At 68.3% G+C, this 22,632-nt stretch carries 22 protein-coding genes; 20 read left to right on the top strand and 2 right to left on the bottom strand.

Annotated elements, in window-relative coordinates; translation table 11 throughout:
• The first annotated feature begins 14 nt into the window (after positions 1–14).
• The 4 genes from HV786_RS10635 (at position 15) to HV786_RS10620 (ending at position 4,978) form a co-directional block, all read left to right on the top strand.
• Positions 15–731 (top strand): GntR family transcriptional regulator, encoded by a 717-nt coding sequence (locus tag HV786_RS10635; protein WP_175210791.1) that lies wholly within the window; start codon positions 15–17, stop codon positions 729–731.
• Positions 732–889: 158 nt separating this feature from the next.
• A complete protein-coding gene (locus tag HV786_RS10630; protein ID WP_128828040.1) occupies positions 890–1,411 on the top strand; it encodes a sigma-70 family RNA polymerase sigma factor in 522 nt (173 codons plus the stop codon).
• An 8-nt stretch (positions 1,412–1,419) separates the two neighbouring features.
• Positions 1,420–2,472: a FecR family protein gene (locus HV786_RS10625; RefSeq protein WP_175210789.1), complete on the top strand. Its 1,053-nt coding sequence runs from the start codon at positions 1,420–1,422 to the stop codon at positions 2,470–2,472.
• Between the two features lie 70 nt (positions 2,473–2,542).
• Positions 2,543–4,978 (top strand): TonB-dependent receptor, encoded by a 2,436-nt coding sequence (locus tag HV786_RS10620; RefSeq protein ID WP_175210787.1) that lies wholly within the window; start codon positions 2,543–2,545, stop codon positions 4,976–4,978.
• Between the two features lie 87 nt (positions 4,979–5,065).
• On the opposite strand, the gene HV786_RS10615 is transcribed toward HV786_RS10620, so the two are convergent.
• A complete protein-coding gene (locus HV786_RS10615; protein WP_062840807.1) occupies positions 5,066–5,974 on the bottom strand; it encodes a LysR family transcriptional regulator in 909 nt (302 codons plus the stop codon).
• Positions 5,975–6,097: 123 nt separating this feature from the next.
• Here HV786_RS10615 and HV786_RS10610 point away from each other — a divergent pair, with 123 nt between their 5' ends.
• The 16 genes from HV786_RS10610 (at position 6,098) to ccmI (ending at position 19,364) form a co-directional block, all read left to right on the top strand.
• Positions 6,098–7,060 (top strand): 3-hydroxyacyl-CoA dehydrogenase family protein, encoded by a 963-nt coding sequence (locus HV786_RS10610; protein ID WP_175210785.1) that lies wholly within the window; start codon positions 6,098–6,100, stop codon positions 7,058–7,060.
• Positions 7,057–7,923: a beta-keto acid cleavage family enzyme gene (locus HV786_RS10605; RefSeq protein WP_175210783.1), complete on the top strand. Its 867-nt coding sequence runs from the start codon at positions 7,057–7,059 to the stop codon at positions 7,921–7,923. The genes HV786_RS10610 and HV786_RS10605 overlap by 4 nt, the downstream gene beginning before the upstream one ends.
• 255 nt (positions 7,924–8,178) lie before the next feature.
• Entirely contained in the window at positions 8,179–8,337 is a 159-nt protein-coding gene (gene napE / locus HV786_RS10600) for a periplasmic nitrate reductase, NapE protein (RefSeq protein ID WP_056316205.1), read from the top strand.
• Entirely contained in the window at positions 8,337–8,678 is a 342-nt protein-coding gene (locus tag HV786_RS10595) for a chaperone NapD (protein WP_128828039.1), read from the top strand. Before napE ends, HV786_RS10595 begins: the two co-directional genes overlap by 1 nt.
• On the top strand, positions 8,662–11,157 hold the full coding sequence (napA, locus tag HV786_RS10590; RefSeq protein WP_056316199.1) for a periplasmic nitrate reductase subunit alpha: 2,496 nt from the start codon (positions 8,662–8,664) through the stop codon (positions 11,155–11,157). The genes HV786_RS10595 and napA overlap by 17 nt, the downstream gene beginning before the upstream one ends.
• 18 nt (positions 11,158–11,175) lie before the next feature.
• Positions 11,176–11,652: a nitrate reductase cytochrome c-type subunit gene (locus HV786_RS10585; protein WP_062841791.1), complete on the top strand. Its 477-nt coding sequence runs from the start codon at positions 11,176–11,178 to the stop codon at positions 11,650–11,652.
• Positions 11,653–11,668: 16 nt separating this feature from the next.
• Positions 11,669–12,307, top strand: a complete 639-nt coding sequence (locus tag HV786_RS10580; protein WP_056316193.1) for a cytochrome c3 family protein — start codon at positions 11,669–11,671, stop codon at positions 12,305–12,307.
• Complete coding sequence (gene ccmA / locus HV786_RS10575; protein WP_175210781.1) at positions 12,294–12,977, top strand: heme ABC exporter ATP-binding protein CcmA; 684 nt, start codon at positions 12,294–12,296, stop codon at positions 12,975–12,977. Before HV786_RS10580 ends, ccmA begins: the two co-directional genes overlap by 14 nt.
• Positions 12,943–13,608, top strand: a complete 666-nt coding sequence (gene ccmB / locus HV786_RS10570; RefSeq protein ID WP_056316187.1) for a heme exporter protein CcmB — start codon at positions 12,943–12,945, stop codon at positions 13,606–13,608. The genes ccmA and ccmB overlap by 35 nt, the downstream gene beginning before the upstream one ends.
• Before the next feature lie 8 nt (positions 13,609–13,616).
• On the top strand, positions 13,617–14,453 hold the full coding sequence (gene ccmC, locus HV786_RS10565) for a heme ABC transporter permease CcmC (protein ID WP_254599472.1): 837 nt from the start codon (positions 13,617–13,619) through the stop codon (positions 14,451–14,453).
• Positions 14,450–14,599: a heme exporter protein CcmD gene (gene ccmD, locus HV786_RS10560; protein WP_056316183.1), complete on the top strand. Its 150-nt coding sequence runs from the start codon at positions 14,450–14,452 to the stop codon at positions 14,597–14,599. Before ccmC ends, ccmD begins: the two co-directional genes overlap by 4 nt.
• Positions 14,596–15,072, top strand: a complete 477-nt coding sequence (ccmE, locus tag HV786_RS10555) for a cytochrome c maturation protein CcmE (protein ID WP_128828038.1) — start codon at positions 14,596–14,598, stop codon at positions 15,070–15,072. The genes ccmD and ccmE overlap by 4 nt, the downstream gene beginning before the upstream one ends.
• On the top strand, positions 15,069–17,093 hold the full coding sequence (locus HV786_RS10550; protein ID WP_128828037.1) for a heme lyase CcmF/NrfE family subunit: 2,025 nt from the start codon (positions 15,069–15,071) through the stop codon (positions 17,091–17,093). The genes ccmE and HV786_RS10550 overlap by 4 nt, the downstream gene beginning before the upstream one ends.
• A complete protein-coding gene (locus HV786_RS10545; protein WP_128828036.1) occupies positions 17,093–17,614 on the top strand; it encodes a DsbE family thiol:disulfide interchange protein in 522 nt (173 codons plus the stop codon). Before HV786_RS10550 ends, HV786_RS10545 begins: the two co-directional genes overlap by 1 nt.
• Positions 17,611–18,099 carry a cytochrome c-type biogenesis protein gene (locus HV786_RS10540; protein ID WP_128828035.1) on the top strand — a complete coding sequence of 163 codons (489 nt, stop codon included), beginning with the start codon at positions 17,611–17,613 and terminating at the stop codon, positions 18,097–18,099. The genes HV786_RS10545 and HV786_RS10540 overlap by 4 nt, the downstream gene beginning before the upstream one ends.
• A complete protein-coding gene (gene ccmI, locus HV786_RS10535; RefSeq protein WP_175210779.1) occupies positions 18,096–19,364 on the top strand; it encodes a c-type cytochrome biogenesis protein CcmI in 1,269 nt (422 codons plus the stop codon). The genes HV786_RS10540 and ccmI overlap by 4 nt, the downstream gene beginning before the upstream one ends.
• Positions 19,365–19,400: 36 nt before the next feature.
• Here ccmI and HV786_RS10530 read toward each other — a convergent pair whose 3' ends face one another.
• Positions 19,401–22,601, bottom strand: coding sequence for a tetrathionate reductase subunit A (locus HV786_RS10530; RefSeq protein WP_420809637.1), 3,201 nt, complete (start codon positions 22,599–22,601; stop codon positions 19,401–19,403).
• Between the last annotated feature and the right edge of the window lie 31 nt (positions 22,602–22,632).

Genomic DNA, 22,632 nt, shown 5'->3' with positions numbered 1-22,632 from the left:
CTGCCCTCATTGCCATGAACGCCACCATGCCCGCAGCCTTGCAGGAACCCGCCCCCGACGCCGTACAGGCGGCGGTGGCCGCGCTGGAGGAAGACATCGTCTTCGGCCGGCTGCATCCGCGAGAACGCCTGACCGAGGACGAGCTGATGGCGCGCTTTGGCATGAAGCGGCACGCGGTGCGCCAGGTGCTGGTCGACCTGGAGCTCCTGGGCGTGGTCGAGAAAAAGCGCAATATCGGCGCAGTGGTGCGCGCCTTCTCGGTGCGCGAGGTCATGGAGCTGTACGCCTTGCGCGAAGTGCTGGAAGTGCACGCCGCCCGCCAGATGCCGCTGCCCGTGCCCGAAGCGCGGCTGGCCGCGCTGGTGGCGGTGCAGCGCGAGCACGACGCCGCGGTGGCCGCGGGCGACGCGCGCCGCGTGTTCCGCAGCAACCAGCACTTTCACCGCGAATTCGTCGGCCTGCTGGACAACGCCGTGCTGGGCCAGGCCATCGAGGAATACGCGCGGCGCACCCACCCGATCCGCTTCGGCTCCCTGGTGACAGCCGGCCACCGCGAGCGGGCGCGGCAGGAACACTGGACGATGATCCAGGCGCTGCGCGACGGTAACCGCGACGCGCTGATGGCGGTGTGCCGCGACCACCTGATCCCGTCGCGCGATGCCTATCTGGCCTCGCAACAGGCGTATGCGCAGACGCAGGGCGCACACCCAGTCGCTGGCGCGCCGCGCTGACGCCTGCCGGCAACGCCCGGCCGCCCTCGCCCGGCAACAATTTGACAAGCCCTGCCTGGAATCGGTAATAATAACAATTACTATTTCCCGTAATTCGCATGAGCAGTTGTCCCGCCTCCGACTGCGAGGCGCCGGCGGCTTGATCAAAAGGTTGGATCTTGAGTACGCCGGGATGCGCCTTCCCCTCCTCCATCGAAACGCTTTATAGCGATCACCACTCCTGGCTGAGAGGCTGGTTGCGCCGCCGCCTGGGCAACGCCGATCAGGCCGAAGACCTGGCGCACGACACCTTCATCCGCCTGCTTAGCAGCGACCGGATTCCGGCCACGCTCACCGAGCCGCGCGCGTTTCTTACCACCGTCGCCCAGCACCTGGTGTCCAACCACTGGCGCCGCGAGAAATTGGAGCGCGCTTATCTGGAGGCGCTGGCCCAGGCCCCGCAGGCGGTGCACTGGTCGCCCGAGGACCGGGCCATCGTGCTGGAAACGCTGCTGGAACTGGACCGCCTGCTGGATGGGCTGCCCGCCATCGTGCGGCAGGCATTCCTGCTGTCGCAGCTGGACGGGCACACGCATGCCCAGGTGGCCGAAGCGCTAGGCATCTCGGTTCCCACGGTCAAGCGCTATCTCGTCAAGGCCTTGCAGCGCTGCTGCTTCGCCGATCTGTCTTTTACCGGATGAGCCGCCGCATGTCCGCCTCGCCCTGGTACGGCGCCACCCGCGATGCGGCTGCCGTATCGCCCGCCGTCGCGCAACGCGCGCTGGAATGGCTGGTGCAATTGCAAGATGACCCCGTCGCCCCGGAAACGGTGCGGGCATGGACCTCCTGGCGCGCCGCGCACCCCGACCACGAACGCGCGTGGCTGCGCATTGAATCCGTGCAAGGCCGCCTGCAGCCGCTGGCCGGCCCGGGAAGCTCGGCCATCGCGCAGGCTGCGCTGGCGGCCCCCGCCTGCGCCCAGCGCCGGCGCGCATTGAAGGCCGTGAGCGTCCTGGGTATCACCAGCGGCGCGGCCTGGGGTGTCGGGCAGAGCGCCCCGTGGCGCTCTTGGACGTCAGACCATCGCACCGCCGTCGGCGAACACCGCAGCCTGACGCTGCCGGACGGAACCCGTGTAGTGCTGAACACCGACAGCGCCATCGACGTGCGCTACAGCGCGGGCTTGCGGCGCGTGGCGCTCATCGCGGGCGAAATCCTGATCACCACCGCCCAAGAGACAGGCGGACCCCACCGTCCCTTTCTTGTTGAGACCGCGCACGGCACCGCGCGCGCGCTGGGCACCGAATACGCCGTGCGGCTGCTGGACACCTCGACCGAGGTCAGCGTGTTCGAAGGCGCCGTCCAGATCCGCCCGCGCGACGACGGCGCGCACGGACTGACGTTACAGGCGGGACTGCGCGCCCATTACTCGTCTCGTGGCGTCGCGCAGCCGGCCGCCGCCGAGACCAACCAGATCGCCTGGAAGGACGGCTTCATCGTGGCGCGCGGCATGCGCCTGGCCGATTTCATTGCCGAACTCGGCCGCTATTGCCGCGATACGCTGAGCTGCGATCCCGCCGTAGCGGACCGGCTGCTGTCCGGTTCCTTTCCCGTCAACAACGTGGACAAGGTGCTGGCCGCGCTCAGCGCCACGCTGGACATCCGCGTGGAAACCGAGACGCGGCTCTGGCGCGGCCGCCGTCTGCACCTCATCGCCGGCCCCGACACGGCGCGTCCGTCGCCGCTGTTACAAAAAAGCTGATCCGTTTTTCGATCCGAAGGGTCAAGGAGGGTGAGCACACAGCAACCTCACCTCTCTGAAAGGCCAGTTCATGAATCACGTCCGGGCGCCCAAGCGCCAGCCCTCCCGCATCCTGCGCCGCGCAGCCACGGCGCGCCTGGCGGGCCGCATCGCCACCGCCACGCTGCTCGCGGCGCCCGCACTGGCCGTCTCCACCGCCGCGCACGCGCAGGCCGCCGTCACGCGCAGCTACGACATTCCCGCGGGAACGCTTGAGGATGCGCTGGGCCGCTTCGGGCGTGAAGCCGGCATCGTGCTGTCGTTCCGGCCCGACGTGACGGCTGGCCTGCAAAGCAACGGACTGCGTGGCGCCTACGGCGTGCGCGGAGGGCTGGACGCCCTGCTGGCCGGCACCGGCATCCGCGTGCTGCCACAGTCCAATGGCAGCTATGTGCTGGACCGCCCGGCCGGCGCGGGCATCGCCACGACGCAACTGCCCGCCGTGACGGTGACGGCCTCGGCCGCCGATCCCACCCTGCCCGCGCCCTTCGCGGGCGGCCAGGTGGCGCGCGGCGGCGGCCTGGGTGTGCTGGGCACGGGCGACATCATGGACGTGCCGTTCAGCACCACCAACTACACCGCGCAGATGATCGAGAACCAGCAGGCCCGCACGCTGGCAGACATCGTCATCAGCGAGTCCTCGGTGCGCACCACCACGTCCAGCGGCGGCTTCTCCGATGAATTCCAGATCCGCGGCTTTTCCGTCGCGGCAGGCGACGTGGGCCTGAACGGCCTGTACGGCCTGGCGTCCGCCAGCCGCATGCCCGCGGCCTTGATGGAGCGCGTCGAAGTCCTGAAGGGCCCCGGCACGCTGATGAACGGCATCGGCCCCAGCGGCAGCATCGGCGGCGGCATCAACATCGTCACCAAGCGCGCGGGCGACGAACCCCTGACCCGCCTGACCACCACCTACCAGAGCAAATCGCAACTGGGTGGCCAACTCGACATGGGCCGGCGCTTTGGCGAGAACAACGAATGGGGCATCCGCGCCAACGGCGTCTACAGCAACGGCGACACCAACATCGATGACGGCAAGCAGGAGCAAGGCGTGGGCGCGCTGGCGCTCGACTACCGCGGCACGAAGCTGCGCTGGTCGCTGGACGCCTACACGCAGCACGAAGACATCGACAATTTCCGCCCCCAGATCGGCTTCCAGTCGAACGTGACGTCGCTGCCGTCGCCGCCGTCCGGCCACCGCAACTTCTATCCCGGCACCAAGCTCAAGCTGAACGACTCGACCGTGGCCACCCGCCTCGAGTACGACATCAACGACCACCTGATGGTCTACGGCGCGACCGGCTACCGCTACGGCACCGCCGAGCAGACCTTCCCGTCTGGCCCCGCCGATGCACTGGGCAATTTCACGGTGTCCAACGCCTATTACGACTCGTATTCGCGCACCTGGACGGGCGACGTCGGCCTGCGCGCCCGCTTCGACACCTGGGGCGTCGGCCACACTGTCACCCTGTCGGCCACGCGCCTGGACCAGGAGTCCGGCAACGCCTACGTCACGTCCTCGGGCCCGGGCGTGCCGTCCAGCATCTACCGCCCCGCGCCGCTGCCCCCGGTCACGGCCTACCGCGGCGCGCCGCAAAAGGCGTCCAAGACCGAGTTGACCAGCTACACGCTGACCGACACCCTGTCCTTCGCCGACGACACCCTGCTGATCACCGGCGGCCTGCGCAACCAGCGCGTCGCGCTGGACAACTATTCCACCGCCACCGGCGCGCGCCTGAACGCCTATGACGAAAGCGCGATTTCCCCGGTCGCCGGCATCGTGTTCAAGCCGATTTCCAACGTCTCGCTGTATGGCAACTTCACCTCCGGCCTGACCCGCGGCGGCATCGCCCCCGCCACGGCCGCCAACGCCGGCCAGGTGTTTGCGCCCTACAAGTCCAAGCAATACGAAGCGGGCGTGAAGGTCGACTGGGGCAAGATCATCACCAGCGCCTCGGTGTTCCAGATCACGCGCCCCAACTCGATGACCGATCCCGACACGCGGATCTACAGCTTCGACGGCGAACAGCGCAACCGCGGCCTGGAGTTGTCGGCCTTCGGCGAAGCCATGCCCGGCCTGCGCATGATGGCCAGCGCCACGTTCTACGACGCCACCCTCAAGCGCACCGCTGGCGGCGTGAACGACGGCAACGAAGCCAACGGCGTGCCGAAGAACACCTTCAACCTGGGCGTGGACTGGGACACCCCCTGGGTGCGCGGCCTGAGCCTGAACGCCCGCGTGATCCACACCTCGTCGATGTACTTCAACGCGGCCAACACCCTGACCCTGCCCTCGTGGACCCGTTACGACATCGGCGCGCGCTACAACACCGAAATCCTGGGCCGCTCCGTGGTGTTCCGCGCGAATATCGAAAACCTGTTCAACAAGGACTTCTGGCTGGCCAGCGGCTCGTACGCGACGGTGGCCGCGCCGCGCACGTTCTTGTTGTCGGCGCAGATTGATTTTTGATCCGCACGCGTGCAAAGATCCGCGGCCCCCGCGCCGCGAATCCGCTGCCTGCCGCAAAGCCGGCCTCCGCAACGAGGCCGGCTTTTTTCATCGCGGCTGCGCCGCCACGTACTCCCGAAGCGTCTGCACCAGCGCCACGGCGGCGGGCGACAGGCTGCGGTTGCGCGCCGTCACCAACCCAATCGAGCGCTCGGCCACCGGCGCCGTCAGGCGGCGCTGCACGATGCCGGTCTGCGCCACCGCGCCGGCGGCGATCTCTGGCAGCGCGGCCACGCCGAAGCCGCATTCCACCATGGCGACGATGGTGGTCAGGTGCTCGGCCTCGAAGGCGGGCGCGAAGCGGATGCGGTTCTGCAGGAAGGCCCATTCCGTGTATTGGCGCACGCTGCTCGGGTGCACCATGGACACATGCTCCGCGCCGGCCGTGTCGGCCCAGCGCAGCGGCCCCTTTGCGCGCGCAAGCGGATGCGCCTCGGGGATCAGCAGGATGAAGCTGTCGGACATCAGCGGCACGTAGTGCAGGTCGGCGTGCTGCGGGTCGGCGGCGGTCAGGGCAAAGTCCACTTCGCCCGCGCGCACCAGGTCGAAGGCCGGGCCGGACAGCGTGTCGCGCACCTTCAGCGCGACATGCGGGTGCGCCTGGCGATAGGTCATCAGCACGCGCGGCAGCAGCCGTGCCGCCAGCGACGGCAGCGCGGCGACCGACACCTGGCCCTCTTCCGCGCTGGAAATGCCGCTCACGGCGGCGATCGCGTCGCGAAACGCCGCCTGCAGGGTCGCGGCCTGCTGCAGAAAGACCTCGCCCGCGGCCGTCAGCCGCACGGTGCGCGTCGTGCGGTCGAACAAGCGCACGCCCAGCGCCTCCTCGATCCGCTGGATCTGCGTGGATAGCGCCGACTGCGACAGATGCAACTGCCCGGCGGCCTGCCGGAAGTTGAGCGTACGGCCCAGCACGAGCGTGGTGTCGATGTCGCGCATGGAGAGATTGATCTGCATGGTTTGTCCCCGGGCGTTATTGATCTGATTGGTCGATCATTCTATTAAAAAATTCTGATTCATCAATCAACCGAGCTTCTCTACACTCGCCTCCAGACGGATTTCCAGAATCAGGAGAACAGCATGCAGAAGGACGCGAAGGCGCTGCCCAATCCGGGCGCGGCGCATGCAGTGGTGGTGGGCGGCGGCACGATGGGCGCGGATGTGGCCGTCGTGCTGACGCGCGCGGCGTGCCGCACGACGGTGATCGAATCGAATGCCGAGCGCTCGGCCGGCGTGCCGGCGCGGGTGGCGGAAAACCTGAAGGTCATCGGGCGCGAGGCGAACGCCACGCTGCTGGCCACCGCGCCGTCGCTGGACGCGGTGGATTGGTCCACCGTGGATCTGGTCATCGAGTGCATTCCCGAGCGGCTGGACATCAAGCAGGCCCTGTTTGCGGACCTGGCGCGGCGCACGCGGCCGGACGCCATCCTGGCCAGCAACAGTTCCAGCTTTCCGATCAGTGCGATCAGCCAGGGGCTGGACACGCGCGGCCGCATGCTGGGCCTGCACTTTTTCATGCCCGCGCACCTGGTGCCGCTGGTGGAAGTGGTGCTGGGCGAGGCCAGCGACGAGGCCTGCGCCGACACGCTGATTGCGTTCATGCGGCGTTGCGGCAGCGTGCCGGTCAAGGTGAAGCAGGATCTGCCCGGATTTCTGGCCAACCGCCTGCAGCACGCCTTGTCGCGCGAAGCCTTTGACCTCATCGACCGCGGCATCGCGTCGCCCGAGGACGTGGACGCCGCCGTGCGCTTCGGCTTCGGCTTCCGGTTCCTGGCGGCGGGCCCCGTCATGCAGCGCGACCACGCCGGTATCGACGTTCATGCGGCGGCCGGCGCCACGATGTATCCCACCTTCTGCAACGCCGACCACCCGGCGCGCTGCCTGACCGAACGCGCCGCCGACGGGCGCCACGGCATGAAGGCCGGCGAAGGCTTCCATGTCTGGACGCCCGAGACCATCGCCGCCGAACGCGCGCGCTACGACAGGCTGCTGCGCGCGGGCCTGGACCTGATTGCCCCCGAACTGCCGGAGATCCAGCCATGAGCGCCGCTGCCCCCTCCCCCGTCCTGCCGCGCGCCGCGCTGGCCGACTCGCCCGTCATCATCACCGTCGCGCCCAACGGCGCCTACAAGAAGGCCGCCGACCACCCGGCCGTGCCTTTGACCGCGCAGGCGCTGGCCAGCGAGGCCCGGGCCTGCCTGGACGCAGGCGCCGCCATGATGCACATGCACGTGCGCAAGCCCGACGGCAGCCACCTGCTGGATGCGCAGGCCTATCGCGACGCGCTTGCCGCAGTGCACAAGGCGGTTGGCGACGAACTGCTGGTGCAGGTGACCAGCGAAGCGGCGGGCGTGTACCAGGCCGCCGAGCAGATCGCGATGGTGCGCGAACTGCAGCCCGAAGCCGTCTCCATCGGCCTGCGCGAAATCGCCGTGCCGGGCATTGCCGAAGCCGATCTGGCCGCCTTCCTGGCGTGGCTGGCCGAGCGCCGCATCATGACGCAGATCATCCTGTACGACGAGGCCGACGTGCGCCGCTGGCTGTCGCTGCGCGCGCGCGGGCTGGTGCCGCCAGGCGCGTGGTCGGTGCTGTTCGTGCTGGGGCGCTACAGCGCTGGGCAAACGTCGTCGGCGTACGACCTGCTGCCCTTTTTGGCCGCCTACGATCATTCGCTGCCGTGGGCCATCTGCGCCTTCGGCCCCGAGGAAAACGCCTGCGTCACGACGGCTGCCGCGTTTGGCGGACACATGCGCGTGGGGTTCGAAAACAACCTGAAGCTGCGCGACGGGACGATCGCCCCGGACAACGCGGCATTGGTGGCGCAGGCCGCGCAAGGCGCGCGGGCATTGGGCCGGCCGCTGGCGACGGCGGCGGACGCCCGGCGCATTTACGGCGCGCTCGGCTGACGCAGCCGCGGGCCGGATCGCGGCCGCCTGACGCGGCGGCGGGCGGCCGCCGTGGTCGCGGGCGGCATCGCGGACATCTGCGCTGGCATCTGCACGGACCGTCTTTCCCGTCATCGCAGCGTAAACAGTCCGCGTTAACTTCTCGATTATTTCGCTGTGTTGCAACATTGACGCGGCGCAAACTCATCTGCTACAAACTTTCGCATCAGTACGTTTGACGCAATACCCCTACAAGCTTTCGCAGCGAGGTGGTGTGTGCAAGACGAATCAGATGGCTACACAAAAGCCCAGGAATTCCGAAGTTTCCTGTTCCTGGCGGCAGTCATGGCTCCGGTGCTGGCAGTGGTCATCGTGGCTGGGTACGGTTTTGCAGTCTGGATCTACCAGATGTTTGCAGGCCCCCCGGGAAGCTGATGACAACCGCCCTCCCCCCTTCCCCCGACAATCGGCCCGCCCCCGCGTCCTGTAGCGCGGCGCCCGAGCTGCACATCGCCAGCATGGTGGTGCATGCCGCCCCGCGCCGGCTGGCCGATGTACGCGGCGCGATCCTCGCGATCGACGGCGGCGAAATCCACGGCGCTTCCGAGACCGGCAAGCTGGTGGTCACGCTGGAAGCCCCCTCTACCGAAGACATGCTTGCACGCATCGCGCAGATCCAGCGGCTGGATGGCGTACTGGCCTCGGCGTTGGTGTATCAGCATTCCGACACGCTTGCCGCGATGAATGAGGAGATTGACGATGTCCATGGCTCGTAGAGAGTTCATCAAGCAATCTGCCGCCGCCGCTGCCGCCACGGTAGCCGGCATCCCCATCGTGGGCTACACGCAGAACATCGTGACCGAGTCGGAAGCGGCCAAGCTGAAGTGGTCGAAGGCGCCCTGTAGGTTCTGCGGGACCGGCTGCGGCGTGAACGTCGCGGTGAAGGACAATCAGGTGGTGGCAACGCACGGCGACTTCAACGCCGAGGTCAATCGCGGCCTGAACTGCGTCAAGGGCTATTTCCTGTCCAAGATCATGTACGGCAACGACCGGCTGACCTCGCCGCTGTTGCGCATGAAGGACGGCAAGTACGCCAAGGATGGCGAACTGGCCCCGGTCTCGTGGGATCAGGCGTTTGACGTCATGGCCGAACAGTTCAAGCGCGTGCTCAAGGACAAAGGCCCCGAAGCCGTCGGCATGTTCGGCTCGGGCCAATGGACCATCTGGGAAGGCTATGCCGCGCTCAAGCTGATGAAGGCGGGGTTCCGCACCAACAACCTCGACCCGAACGCGCGCCACTGCATGGCGTCGGCGGCGGTGGGCTTCATCCGCACCTTTGGCGCCGACGAGCCGATGGGCTGTTATGACGACATTGAAAGCGCCGACGCCTTCGTGCTGTGGGGCGCCAACATGGCCGAAATGCACCCCATCCTGTGGACGCGGGTGACCGACAGGCGGCTGAGCAAGCCCAATACCAAAGTGGTGGTGCTGTCCACCTTCGAGAACCGGTCGTATGAACTGGCCGACGTGTCGCTGACGTTCACGCCGCAGACCGACCTGGCGATCCTGAACTACATCGCCAACCACATCATCAAGACCAAGCGCGTCAACCGCGAGTTCGTCGACGAGCACACCCGGTTCCTGGAGGGCAATACCGACATCGGTTATGGCCTGCGTCCGGAGCACCCGCTGCAAAAGGCCGCCAAGAACGCCAACAATGCCGGCGGGTCGCGCCCGATCACCTTCGATGAGTACGCGAAGTTCGTCTCCAAGTACGACCTGGAATACACCGCCAAGCTGACCGGCGTGCCGGCGCGCAATCTGGAAGCGCTGGCCGAGCTGTACGCCGACCCGAAGATCCGGGTCATGTCGTTCTGGACCATGGGCTTTAACCAGCACACCCGCGGCGTGTGGGCGAACAATCTGGTCTACAACATCCATTTGCTGACGGGCAAGATCTCCACCCCGGGGAACAGCCCTTTTTCGCTGACGGGCCAGCCGTCGGCCTGTGGCACGGCGCGCGAGGTGGGCACGTTCTCGCACCGCCTGCCCGCGGACCTGGTCGTGACCAACCCCAAGCACCGGGCGCGCGCCGAAGAAGTCTGGGGGCTGCCCGACGGGACCATCCCCGAAAAGGTCGGCGCCCACGCGGTCTTGCAGAACCGGATGTTGAAGGACGGCACCATCAACGCCTACTGGGTGATGGTCAACAACAACATGCAGGCCGCGGCCAACATGTTGAACGAAGGCTACCCCGGCTACCGCAACCCCGCCAATTTCATCGTGGTGTCCGACGCCTACCCGACGGTCACGACGATATCGGCGGATCTGGTTCTGCCCACCGCGATGTGGGTCGAGAAGGAAGGCGCCTACGGCAACGCCGAGCGCCGCACGCAGTTCTGGCACCAGTTGGTCAACGCGCCCAGCGGCGCGCGGTCGGATCTGTGGCAATTGATGGAGTTTTCGAAGCGCTTCACCACAGACGAGGTCTGGCCTGCGGACCTGCTGGCCAAAAAGCCCGAACTTCGAGGCAAGACGCTTTTTCAGGTACTGTTCGAGAACGGCAAGGTCAACAAGTTTCCGAACACGGAGCTTGACCCGGAGTACGCCAACGACGAGGCAAAGGCGTTCGGCTTCTACGTGCAGAAGGGGCTCTTCGAGGAATACGCCGAGTTCGGCCGCGGCCATGGCCACGACCTGGCGCCCTTTGACACCTATCACCAGGTGCGCGGGCTGCGCTGGCCCGTCGTGGACGGGGTCGAGACGCGCTGGCGTTACCGCGAGAAGGCGGACCCGTACGTAAAGGTCGGCTCCGGCTTCAATTTTTATGGCAACCCGGACGGCAAGGCCAACATCTATGCCCTGCCCTACGAGCCGCCGCCCGAGGTGCCGGACGAGGAATATCCCTTCTGGCTGTCCACCGGCCGCGTGCTGGAGCACTGGCACTCCGGCTCGATGACGCGGCGCGTGCCGGAGTTGTATCGCGCCTTCCCCGACGCGGTCTGCTTCATGCACCCGGATGACGCGCAGGCCATGGGTCTGCGGCGCGGCGTACTGGTGGAGATCGCGTCGCGGCGCGGCAAGATGCAGACCCGTGTGGAAACGCGCGGACGCAACAAGCCGCCGCGCGGCCTGGTGTTCGTGCCCTGGTTCGATGCCGGCCAATTGATCAACAAGGTCACGCTCGACGCCACCGATCCGATCTCGTTCCAGACCGACTTCAAGAAGTGCGCGGTCAAGATCACCAAGGCTTGACGGCCGACGGAGACGCTCATGAACATTCGCGCCACTTCGATCGCCATCGTCTTTCTGATCGGTTCCAACGCGTGGGCCGCGCCGCCCGACCCGATGGTCGATCCGATGCGGGGGCCGACGCCGCTGACCGAATCGGCCACGCCGCCCCTGATGCCCCCGGTTGAAAACCGCGACGTGCGGCGCATGCGCACTTACTCGATGCAGCCGCCGACCATTCCGCACAAGATCGACGGCTACCAGATCGACAAGAACTTCAACCGCTGCCTGGCCTGTCACGCCCGTGTCAACACTGAGCAGACGCAGGCGGTGCCGCTGAGCGTGACGCACTACATGGACCGTGACAGCAACGTGCTGGCCGAAGTGTCGCCGCGCCGCTACTTCTGCCTGCAGTGCCACGTTCCGCAAACGGAGGCCAAGCCGCTGGTCCCCAACAACTTCCAGGACATCGACGTGATCCTCAAGCGCCTCTCCGCCCCGGCGCCCGACAAGAAGTGAGGGACAGGAGCCCGTCATGGTCAAGCTCATCAAGCGTTACTGGAACATCATCCGCCGGCCCAGCGTGCACTTCAGCCTGGGCTTTCTGACCGTGGGCGGATTCATCGGCGGCATCCTGTTCTGGGGCGCGTTCAACACCGCCATGGAGCTGACGAACACCGAGAAATTCTGCACCGGCTGCCATGAAATGCGCGACAACGTGTACGCGGAATTGAAGGGCACGATCCACTTCACCAACCGCTCGGGCGTGCGGGCGCTGTGCTCGGATTGCCACGTGCCACACAACTGGACCGACAAGATCGCCCGCAAGATGCAGGCGTCCAAGGAAGTCTGGGGCAAGATCTTCGGCACCATCGACACGCGCGAGAAGTTCGTGGACAAGCGGCTGGAGCTGGCGCAGCACGAGTGGGCGCGCTTCAAGGCGAACGACTCGCTGGAATGCCGCAACTGCCACAACTACGAGTACATGGATTTCACCCGCCAGAGCGTGCGCGCACAGAACATGCACTCGACCTACCTGGCCGACCGCTCCAAGACCTGCATCGACTGCCACAAAGGCATCGCCCACACGCTGCCGCACATACCGCCTGGCCAGACCTCTGAAGCGACGCCGCCGGCCAGGGCGTCCAAAGAGGTCGCCAATGCGGCCCGCTGACGCACCGCCGCCGATGCTGAGCGCGCGCGGGCTGGTCAGCCGGCGCGGGGCGCCCGAAGGGTCTGCGCCGCTGGATTTCGACGTGCATGCCGGTCAGCTGCTGCACGTGCAGGGCGCCAATGGCAGCGGCAAGACCAGTCTGCTGCGGATGCTGGCGGGCCTCTTGCGGCCTCTGGACGGCGCCGTCATCGGCTGGGGCGGCGATATCCGCCGCGATCCGGCGGCGCACTTTGCGCGCACGGCCTATCTGGGACACGGCAACGGCCTGTCGGGCGACCTGACCGCACTGGAAAACCTGCGCTGCGCGCTGCACGTGGCCGGCACGCCGCATGGCGACGACGCGATCGCTGCCTGCCTGCAAACGTGGAGGCTGGGCGGCTGCCTGCACACGCCGGCCGCCCGCCTGTCGCAAGGCCAGAGCCGCCGCCTGGCGCTGGCCGGCGTGGTGCTGGGCGCCAAGCCGCTGTGGCTGCTGGACGAACCCGACGCCGGTCTGGATGCGGCCAGCCTGGACCAGTTGGGCGAAGCGCTTGCCGCCCATCTGGCCGCGGGCGGCGCGGCCGTCGTCGCCTCGCATCGCGGACCGGCAACCCCTGCCAAACACACCCAAACCCTGAACATGGATGACTACGCGGATGCTGGCAACGTTGTCTCAGTTGGCACTGCGTGAAGTCCGGCTGGCCTGGCGTCGACCGGCCGACACGCTGGGCGCGACGCTGTTCTTCATCGTCACGGGGTCGCTATTCCCGCTGGCGGTGGGGCCCGATCCCGTGCTGCTGCTGGCAATCGGGCCCGGCGTGCTGTGGGTGTGCGCGCTCCTGGGCATCCTGCTCAGCCTCAATCGCCCATTTGCGCAAGACTACGACAACGGCGCACTGGAGCAGCTGCTGGTGTCGCCGCATCCGCTGCCCATGCTGGTGGGCGTGAAGCTGGGCGCGCACTGGTTCAGCACCTGCGTGCCGCTGATTCTTGCCAGCCCGGTGCTGGCGTTGCAATTCGGCCTGCCGCCGCACGCCATCGGCATCCTGGTGCTGTCCCTGCTGCTGGGCACGCCGACGCTGGCGCTGGTGGGGGGCCTGGGCGCGGCGCTGACGCTGGGACTGCGCGGCGGCGCACTGCTGCCGCTCCTGGTGCTGCCGCTGTATGTGCCGGTGCTGATCTTTGGCGCGGGCGCCGTGACGGCCACGCACGCCGGGCTGGGCGCGGGACCGCAGCTGTCGCTGCTGGGCGCGGGCCTTTGCCTGGCGATCCTGCTCTGCCCCTGGGGCGCATCGGCGGCGCTGCGCGTGGCGCTGGACTGAGGTTATCCATGCACAATCCCTCCACCTTCGACGCTCCCCGCCCCGCTGCCGCGCGGTCTAGCTGGATGCGCTATGCGTCGCCCGCGCTGTTCTATCCGCTGGCCGGGCGGATGATTCCGTTCTTCGCGGCGGGCGCCGCCCTGCTTGCCGCGGCCGGCTTGTACACGGGCCTCGTGGTCGCGCCCATCGACAGCCAGCAGGGCGAGGTCTACCGCATCCTCTTCATCCATGTGGCCGCGGCCTGGATGTCGATGTTCCTGTATCTGGTGATGGCGGGCTATGCGGCGCTGGGCCTCATCTTCAATACGCGCCTGTCGTTCATGATGATGCGCGCGCTGGCGCCCACGGGCGCGCTCTTTACCTTCCTGACGCTGTGGACCGGCGCGCTGTGGGGCAAGCCGACCTGGGGCACGTGGTGGGTGTGGGACGCCCGGCTTACGTCCGAGCTGATTCTGCTGTTCCTGTACCTGGGCTTCATGGCCCTGCAGGCCGCCACCGACGACACGCAGCGCGCGGACCGCGGCGGCGCGATCCTGCTGCTGGCGGGCGTGGTGAACGTGCCGATCATTTATTTCTCGGTGCAATGGTGGAGCACGCTGCACCAGGGCGCCTCGATCAACCTGACTTCGGCCCCCAGCATGGCGCGCGTCATGGTGACCGCCATGCTGCTGATGGTGGCTGCCTTCTGGCTTTACAGCGCGGCGGTCGCGCTGGCGCGCGTGCGCGGAATCATTGCGGAGCGCGAGCCGGGCGCCGTGCTATCGGGTGGCACGCCGGCGGCCGGTTCGCCGGACAGCGCGGCGGCTGGCGGCGCGCAACGCGGTACGCGGTCGGAGGCGCCATGAACTGGGATACGTTTTTTTCGCTGCAGGGCCACGGACCCTACCTGATGGGCGCCTATGGCGTCACGATCGCGCTGATGGCATGGGAAGTGCTGGCGCTGTGGCGGCGCGCGCGCCGCGCGCGCCGACCGGGAGGGCCACGCCGATGACCCCGCGCAAACGCCGTGCGCTCGCCATCGTGGGCGGCCTTGGCCTGTTGGGCCTGGCCACCGCGCTGGTGCTCAACGCGCTGCAATCGAACCTGGTGTTCTTCTTCAGCCCGACGCAGGTGGTGGCGCACGAGGCGCCCGCCAGCGGTAGCTTCCGCGTGGGCGGCCTGGTCGAACAAGGCTCGCTGCGCCGCGACGCCGACGGCCTGACGCTGCGTTTCGCGGTGACGGACACCGCCCACGCCGTGCCTGTCACCTACCAGGGCCTGCTCCCCGACCTGTTCCGCGAGGGCAAGGGCGTGGTGGTGGCCGGCAAGATGGGCACGGACGGCGTGTTCCGCGCGACCGAGGTACTTGCCAAGCACGACGAAAACTACATGCCGCCCGAAGCCGCCGACGCGATCAAGAAGGCGGAGCAACGCGCGCAGGGTGCGGCAGGCTATGCCCCGGCCCTCAAGGCGGAGGCGCGATGATCCCCGAAATCGGTCTTTTCTGCCTGATCCTCGCGCTGCTGGTCGCGGTGGCGCAAGGCACCCTGCCGCTCATCGGCGCGGCCACCGGCTGGCAGGCCGGATTGCGCGTGGCCAGGCCCGCCGCCATTGGCCAGTTCGGCCTGACGACGCTGGCCTTCGCCTGCCTGGCGTGGTCGTTCGTCCACAACGATTTTTCGGTGTTGTATGTGGCCGCGAATTCCCATGCCGACCTGCCGGCCGGCTACCGCTTCGCGGCGGTATGGGGCGGACACGAGGGGTCGCTGCTGCTGTGGCTGTATCTGCTGACCGCGTGGACGCTTGCCGTAGCGCTGTGCAGCAAGCGCCTGCCCTTGCCTTTCGTCGGCCGGGTGCTGGCGGTGATGGGCTGGATCAGCGTGGGCTTCCTGCTGTTCATGCTGTTCCTGTCCAATCCGTTCGAGCGCCTGATCCCGCCCGCCATGGCGGGCCGCGACCTGAACCCGCTGCTGCAGGACCCCGGCATGATCGTGCACCCGCCCATGCTGTACATGGGTTACGTGGGGTTCTCGGTGGCGTTCGCCTTTGCCATTGCGGCGCTCCTGTCGGGCGAGCTGGACGCGATGTGGGCGCGCTGGGTGCGGCCGTGGACGCTGGCCGCGTGGACGTTCCTGACCATCGGCATCCTGCTGGGCAGCGCGTGGGCGTACTACGTGCTCGGGTGGGGCGGCTGGTGGTTCTGGGATCCGGTCGAGAACGCGTCGTTCATGCCGTGGCTGGCGGGCACCGCACTCATCCATTCGCTGATCGTGACCGAGCGGCGGGGCGCATTCCGAAGCTGGACGGTGCTGCTGGCCATCTGCACGTTTTCGCTCAGCATCCTGGGCACGTTCCTGGTCCGCTCGGGTGTGCTGACTTCGGTCCACGCATTTGCGGTGGACCCGGGCCGGGGCCTGTACATCCTCGCGTTCATGACGTTGATCGTGGGCGGCTCGCTTGCCCTGTATGCCTGGCGCGCGCCCACCGTCGGGCTGGGCGGCGGCTTTTCGCTGCTGTCGCGTGAATCGCTGCTGCTGTCCAACAATGTGGTGCTGACGGTCGCGGCGGGTTCGGTTCTGCTGGGCACGCTGTACCCCGTCGTGCTGGACGTGATGGAGTGGGGCAAGATCTCCATCGGGCCGCCCTACTTCGAAGCCGTGTTCGTGCCGCTGATGACACCCGCGATCTTCCTGATGGGGGTGGGACCCGTCGCGCGCTGGAAACAGGCCGAGGTGCCGGAGCTGGGCAAACGCCTGTGCGTGGCCTTCGTGGTCAGCGTGCTGACGGCGGTGCTGGTGCCGCTGGCAATGCCCGGGCCATCGCGCTTTGGTTCGCCGATGATCGTGCTGGGCCTGTGGCTCGCCGCCTGGTCTGTCGCCAGCGCCGCGGCGCACGCGCGCCAGCGCCTGATGGATGGCGACGGCGAGGTGCTGCGGCGCCTTACGCGCCAGCCGCGCTCCTGGTACGGGATGCTGCTGGCGCACGTGGGCGTGGGCATCTTCATCGCCGGCGTCACGCTTGCCAACGGCTACGAGGACAAGCGCGAGCTGCGCGTGGACGTGGGCGCCACGCAGGAAGCCGGCGGCTATCAGTTCACGTTTGCCGGCATCGGCCCGGCCTCCGGCCCCAACTACACCGCGCAGCGCGCGGTATTTCACGTCGTGCGGGACGGCAAGCCGGTGGTGACGCTGTATCCCGAAAAGCGCCACTACACGGTGCAGGACATGGCGCTCAGCCAGGCCGACATCGACAGCGGCTTCACCCGCGACCTCTTCGTGGCGCTGGGCGAACCGGTTGCCGACAACGCCTGGACCGTGCGCATCCAGGTCAAGCCCTTCATGACCTGGATCTGGACCGGCTGCATCCTGATGGCGCTGGGTGGCCTGCTGGCGGCGGGCGACGGCCGCTACCGGCGTGCGCAGCAAGCGCAGACCAAGGCAGAGGCACAGCGGGCAGCGCAGGCCGGCCTGCCCGAGACCGCCCGCGCGGCGCGGGAGGGCTATTGATGCTGCGCTACCTGCTGCCGCTTGCGATCTTTCTGACGATGGCCGTGTTCCTGGCGAAGGGGCTGTCGCGCGATCCGCGCGCGGTGCCTTCCGCGATGATCGACAAACCCGCGCCCGCCATCGGCCTGCCCGACCTGCTGGAGCCCGGCAAGACGCTGGACGTGGAGTCGCAGCGCGGCAAGGTGTGGCTGCTGAATGTGTGGGCGTCCTGGTGCGGCCCCTGCAAGGACGAGCTGCCCGTGCTGCGCGAGGCTGCGCAGCGCCACGGCATCGCGCTTTACGGGCTGAATTACAAGGACAAGCCTAACGAGGCGCGCCAATGGCTGGCGCGCAATGGCAATCCGTACCTAGCGTCCGCCAGCGACGTCGACGGGCGCGTGGGCATCGAATACGGCGTCTATGGCGTGCCCGAGACCTTCGTGATCGACGGCGACGGGCGCATCCGCTACAAGCACCTGGGCCTCATCACGCCGGAGCTATGGCGCACCCGCCTGCAACCTGTCATCGAGGCGCTGCAATGACCGCCGCGCCCTGTCTGCACCGCCTGCTTCTGCCGCTAGTGCTAAGCCTTCTGCTGCTGCCCGCCGCGCTGCTTGCCGCGCCCGCGCCCAACGCCGCGCCCGCCGCCGTGCTGTCGGCCGAACAGGAGCAGCGCGCAGACAAGCTGGCGCATGGATTGCGCTGCCTGGTCTGCCAGAACCAGACCCTGGCCGAATCCAATGCGCCGCTGGCGCAGGACATGCGCAACCTCATTCGCGGCCAGCTTGCCGACGGCAAGACCGACGCGCAGATCATGCGCTTTTTCGAAGACCGTTACGGCGACTTCGTGCGCTACAACCCGCCGTTCAAGCCGGTCACCTGGCTGCTCTGGCTGGGCCCCTTCGCGCTGCTGGCGCTGGGCTTTCTAGTGCTGGTGCGTACGCTCAAGCGGCGCGCGGGCGTGCGTGCGCCGCTGACTGCGGATGAACGCGCCCGCGCCGCCCGCTTCCTGGATTCCGGCTCATGACCACGCTCTGGCTCATCGTCCTGGCCCTGCTCTTGGCCACCCTGCTCTGTCTGGTGCCGCCGCTGCTGCGCCGCACGCCGGCCGCGGAGACCGCGGCGGACGCCAGCGTGCGCGCCTTCTACCTTGCGCAGCGCGAACAACTGCGCCGCGATCTCGCCAACGGCGCCCTCACCCCGCAGGCGCACGCCCGGGCTGACGAAGAGCTGCAGCGCGACCTGCTGCAGGATCTGGCGATGCGCCGCGATCCGCGCGCGAGGCTGGGCGGTCAGCGCGCCGGCCTGGCCGCGGCCTGCGTGCTGACGGTGGCCGTTCCGGTGGCCGCGGTGCTGCTGTACGGCCAGCTCGGCAATCCACGCGCGGCCGCCACCGTCGCCTTGTCGCAGGCGCCCGAGCCGCATGCGCAGGCGGCGGACAACGACATGGCGCTGGCGATCAACGCGCTGGCCCAGCGCCTGCGCGCCGCGCCCGATGACGCCGACGGCTGGTACATGCTGGCGCGTTCCTACGAAACGCTGGGCCGCTACAACGACGCCGTCGCCGCGTATCAGGAAGTGCTGCGACTGGTCCCCGGCCAACCCGCCGTGCTGGCCGATCTGGCCGACGCGCTGCTGTCGGCGCGGCAGGGACAGCCAGACGAGACCTCCATTGCCGCCGTCGCGCAAGCGCTTCAGGCCGATGCCGACCAGCCCAAGGCCCTGGCGCTGGCCGGCATGATGGCGCTGCGCCGCGGCGACGCCGCCGACGCGCTGACGCACTGGGAACGGCTGCGCGCGCTGCTGCCCCCGGACTCCGAGGCCACGCGGCAGATACAGACGAACATCGCGCAGGCGCGCGCCATGGCGGCAAGCGGCAGGGCGGCGCCCGGCGCAGCGGCGCGCGACGCAACGGCGCCCGCCCCTTCCGCCGGCGCTTCGGTCACGACCGCCCGGCTCGCCGGCCAGGCGCGGATCGCCGACGCCCTGCGCGATCAGGTCCGCCCGACCGACACCGTTTTCATCCTGGCGCGCCCCATGACAGGATCGCGCATGCCCGTCGCCATCCTGAAGATGCAGGCCGCGGACCTGCCGCGGGCCTTCGTGCTGGACGACAGCACCGCCATGTCGCCGGACGCCACGCTGTCCAAGGCCGGCAAGGTGCGTGTGGAGATTCGCGTCAGCCGCTCGGGCAACGCCGCCGCCCAGCCCGGAGACCTGAACGGCGTGCTGACGGATGTAGGGCCTCGGGCGGACGGCCTGGCGCTGGTGGCCGACACCGTCGTGCCCTGACGCTTACCGCCGCGCACGCGGGCCGGCCCCCATCCTTCAGACCCGCTCGATTCGGGCAGGCAGGCCTTGACGCACCGCAGCGCCCGACACCCAATCGATCCAGACGTTGGCGTGCTGGCCCCGCGTCGCGTCGCCAAAACCCAGGTCGTTCAGGTTGACGCCCGCGGCCAGCGCCGGATCATGCGGCATGGGTTTGCCATCGACGACATGGACGCGCGCGCCCAGCTCGGTGTGGCCGTAGCCGTGCTCGATGCCCACCGCGCCCGGCTGCACGCCGTCGCGCAGCAACGCCGGCCCTGTCACCGACCCGCCCGGCGTGACGATGCGCACCGTATCGCCGTTGCGGATGCCCAGCCGTTCGCCGTCCTGCCGGTTGATCGACACCGGGTTGTGCGGATGCACCTGGCGCAGGCGGTTCACGCCAATCGACAACGAGCTCATCAGATTGGACTTGAACGAACTCAGCAGGAACGGCCACTCTTGCCGTGGATACGCATCGCGCATGTCGCGTCCGTCCGCCAGCCTGGTCGGGTACCAGGTGGGACAGCCGCTGTACCGCTCGCCCGTCATCGCATGACGAAAGCCCGCCAGCTCCTCGCTCCACACCTGCAGCGGCTTGGCGTGCGCCACGCGCGTGCGGCGCGTCTGGCCGCCTTCTTGCGTCCAGGCCTCGTCCATCCGGTCAAATCGCCCGCCGCGGCTCATCAGCATGGCCACCTGCCGCCATTCGGCAGGCTTGAGCTTGGCTTGCAGCAGGTCACGATAGCGGTCGACGCCGGTCAGCGCCATGTCGTCGTCGCTCGCCTGCGGCACCGGCCGTCCCGCGGCAAACGCGATGTTCGCCATCCCGCGCAGGAAAAAGTCCTCGGGCGTATCCAGCGCGTACTTGGCGCCCTCCTTGTCCGACATCGCGCCCTCGCCGAATCCCGGCATGGCCAGGCGTTTGGCGCACGCGATCAGGAAGGTCTCCAGGCAAACAGGCTCGTTCGTGGCCGAGCGCGCCACGCGCGGCTGCACGGTGGGCCACCGCACCGTCGAGGCCTTGGCCACCACGTCCGCCCACGGCGCCGACACGCCCCAGCTTTCGTACGTGACCGTGTCCGGCACGATGTAATCGGCCAGCGCGTTGGTCTCGTTGATGAAGGGGTTGATCGACACCGCCAGCGGCAGGATGCGCGGGTCCTTCAGCTTTTCCAGCGCCACGTGCCTGAACCCGGCAATGCCGTAGACCGGGTTGCTCATATGGTTGAACCAGACCTTGGCGCGGTACGGATAGCCCGACAGCGCCGAGGCCAGCATCTCCGAACTGAGGCCGCCCGTCGCCGGATACCACGGCGCGGCTGCCGGATAGGCAGGCTGGCCCGCGGCCTTTTTGCGCTTGAATTCGCTGGATTTCTCGTACGGAAAGCGGTTGCGCGACAGCGACACGCCCTTGGGCGTGGCCTTGTTCGCAAAGCCGGCAATGTTGTAGCGCGGCCCCGCGCCGTAAGGCGGAAACGGCCCGGCATCCAGCACCAGTCCGCCTTCCACGTTCAGGTTGCCCACCAGCGTGTTGAGCATGGCGATGGCGTAGGCGGTGTAAAAGCCCGCGCCGCTCATGGTGCCGCCGTGCGCATCGGCCACGGCGCGCTTGCCGTGACTGGTGAAACGCTCGGCCAGGGACGCGATTTTCGCTGCCGGCACGCCGCAGAGCGCGGCGTACTCGTCCAGCGTCTTGCGGCGCGCTTCTTCGCGCAGCAGGTCCAGCGAGGTGCGCGCCCGCAGCGCCCCTTGCGTACCCGCCAACCCGGGCGCGGCGACCGGCTCGTCGACAAACAGCGCGGCCGGCGAGGCCGTCGTGTGCGGCGCCAGCGTGCCGTCCGCCAGACGCACGACGTAGACGTCCTCCCATTTCTCGTCCGCATCGGCCGGACGCGCCCAGCCCATATCGGCGCCACGCAAAAAGGCGCCCAGGCGCGGATGGCCCGGTTCGGCCACCACCAGATGCGTGGCGTTGGTCCACGCCGCTTCGCCCGCCGCCTTCATGGCTGCGGGGCCCGGCTGCGCCAGCATGCGCGCGTCGAAGCGTTCGTTGTCCAGAATCCAGCGGATCAGCCCCATGGCCAGCGCCAGATCGCTGGCCGGATTGACGGGCACCCATTCATTGCCCGATCCCGCCGACAGGCTGGACGAGGCCGGCAGCACGGGCGACACCACCACGTAGCTGAATCCCGATTCCTGCGGGCGCACGCGCGCCTCGGCCAGCTGACGGGCCTGACGTTGAAAGGGATTGCCCGCCTGCGCCGGCGCCGCGCCAATGAAGAGCCCGAAGCGTGCGTTGTCCCAGTCCGGCTTGCCGTGCGGCATGCCCTTCAGGTCGCCCAGCGCCGCGCCCGCCCCCACCCGGAAACTCTGCCCGCAGTACGAGCCGTGATTGCTGAAGTTGACGGTGCCGAAGGACTGCCCCGCAAAGCGCTGGATCAGCGGCGTGCGCCCTTCGTTGGAGGCGTCGGTGAACAGGAACTGGTTCACCTTCGCGCCGTACTCGGGATTGTCGGGGTCCAGCGGCGTCTCGCGGTCGTAGATCGCGCGCAGGCCGTCCACGTGGCCTTCGCCAAACAGATCGCCGCCTTCACAGACTTCCTCGACCAATTGCTCGAAGCTGATCGTCTGCCACTTGCCCTCGCCGCGCTTGCCCACCCGCTTCAAGGGCTGCAGCACGCGATACGGGCTGTCCATCTGTTCCAGCATGGCCGAGCCGCGCGCGCACGAGGTGGCGCGCCCTTCCAGGCCGCTGTCGCCGCCCAGCTGCGCGTAGACCTCGCGCACCGGCGTCTCCATGGCCGCGGGCCGCGTCGTGGCCAGCGGGTGATACGGGTTGCCAGCGACGCGCAGGATGCGGTTCTCTGCCGTGTCCACGCGCAACCGCACGCCGCATTGCGTCCAGCAGCCCAGACAGCTCGACGGGCTGACCGTCTGCCCCGGCTGGGCGCTGAGCGCACCGGTCAGCGGGTCGATGCGGAACTCCGGCGGCAGCGAGTTGCCGCGCACGGCATGCGCCGTCGGCACGCCGGCCGTGCCTTGCGCCAGCCCCTTGACCGCCTTGACCACCGTGTCGCCGTAGCCCGCGGCAAACGCCGCCATGCCGCCGGCCGCCAGGCCGCCGCGCACCATGAGCTTGCGGCGGGCCTCGTCGCGAGGCAGATCCGGGCCATCGTCCGCGGCGCCGGGCTTGTCGTCTTTGTGTTGCTTGTCCATTGCGTTCTTATCCATGTGCTTTCGTCTCGGC

Source organism: Achromobacter mucicolens (assembly GCF_902859725.1).
In the GTDB taxonomy this organism is placed as follows: Bacteria; Pseudomonadota; Gammaproteobacteria; order Burkholderiales; family Burkholderiaceae_B; genus Achromobacter; species Achromobacter mucicolens.
The sequence above is the reverse complement of the archived record's forward strand: the minus strand, read 5'-3'. Positions and strand labels throughout refer to the sequence as shown.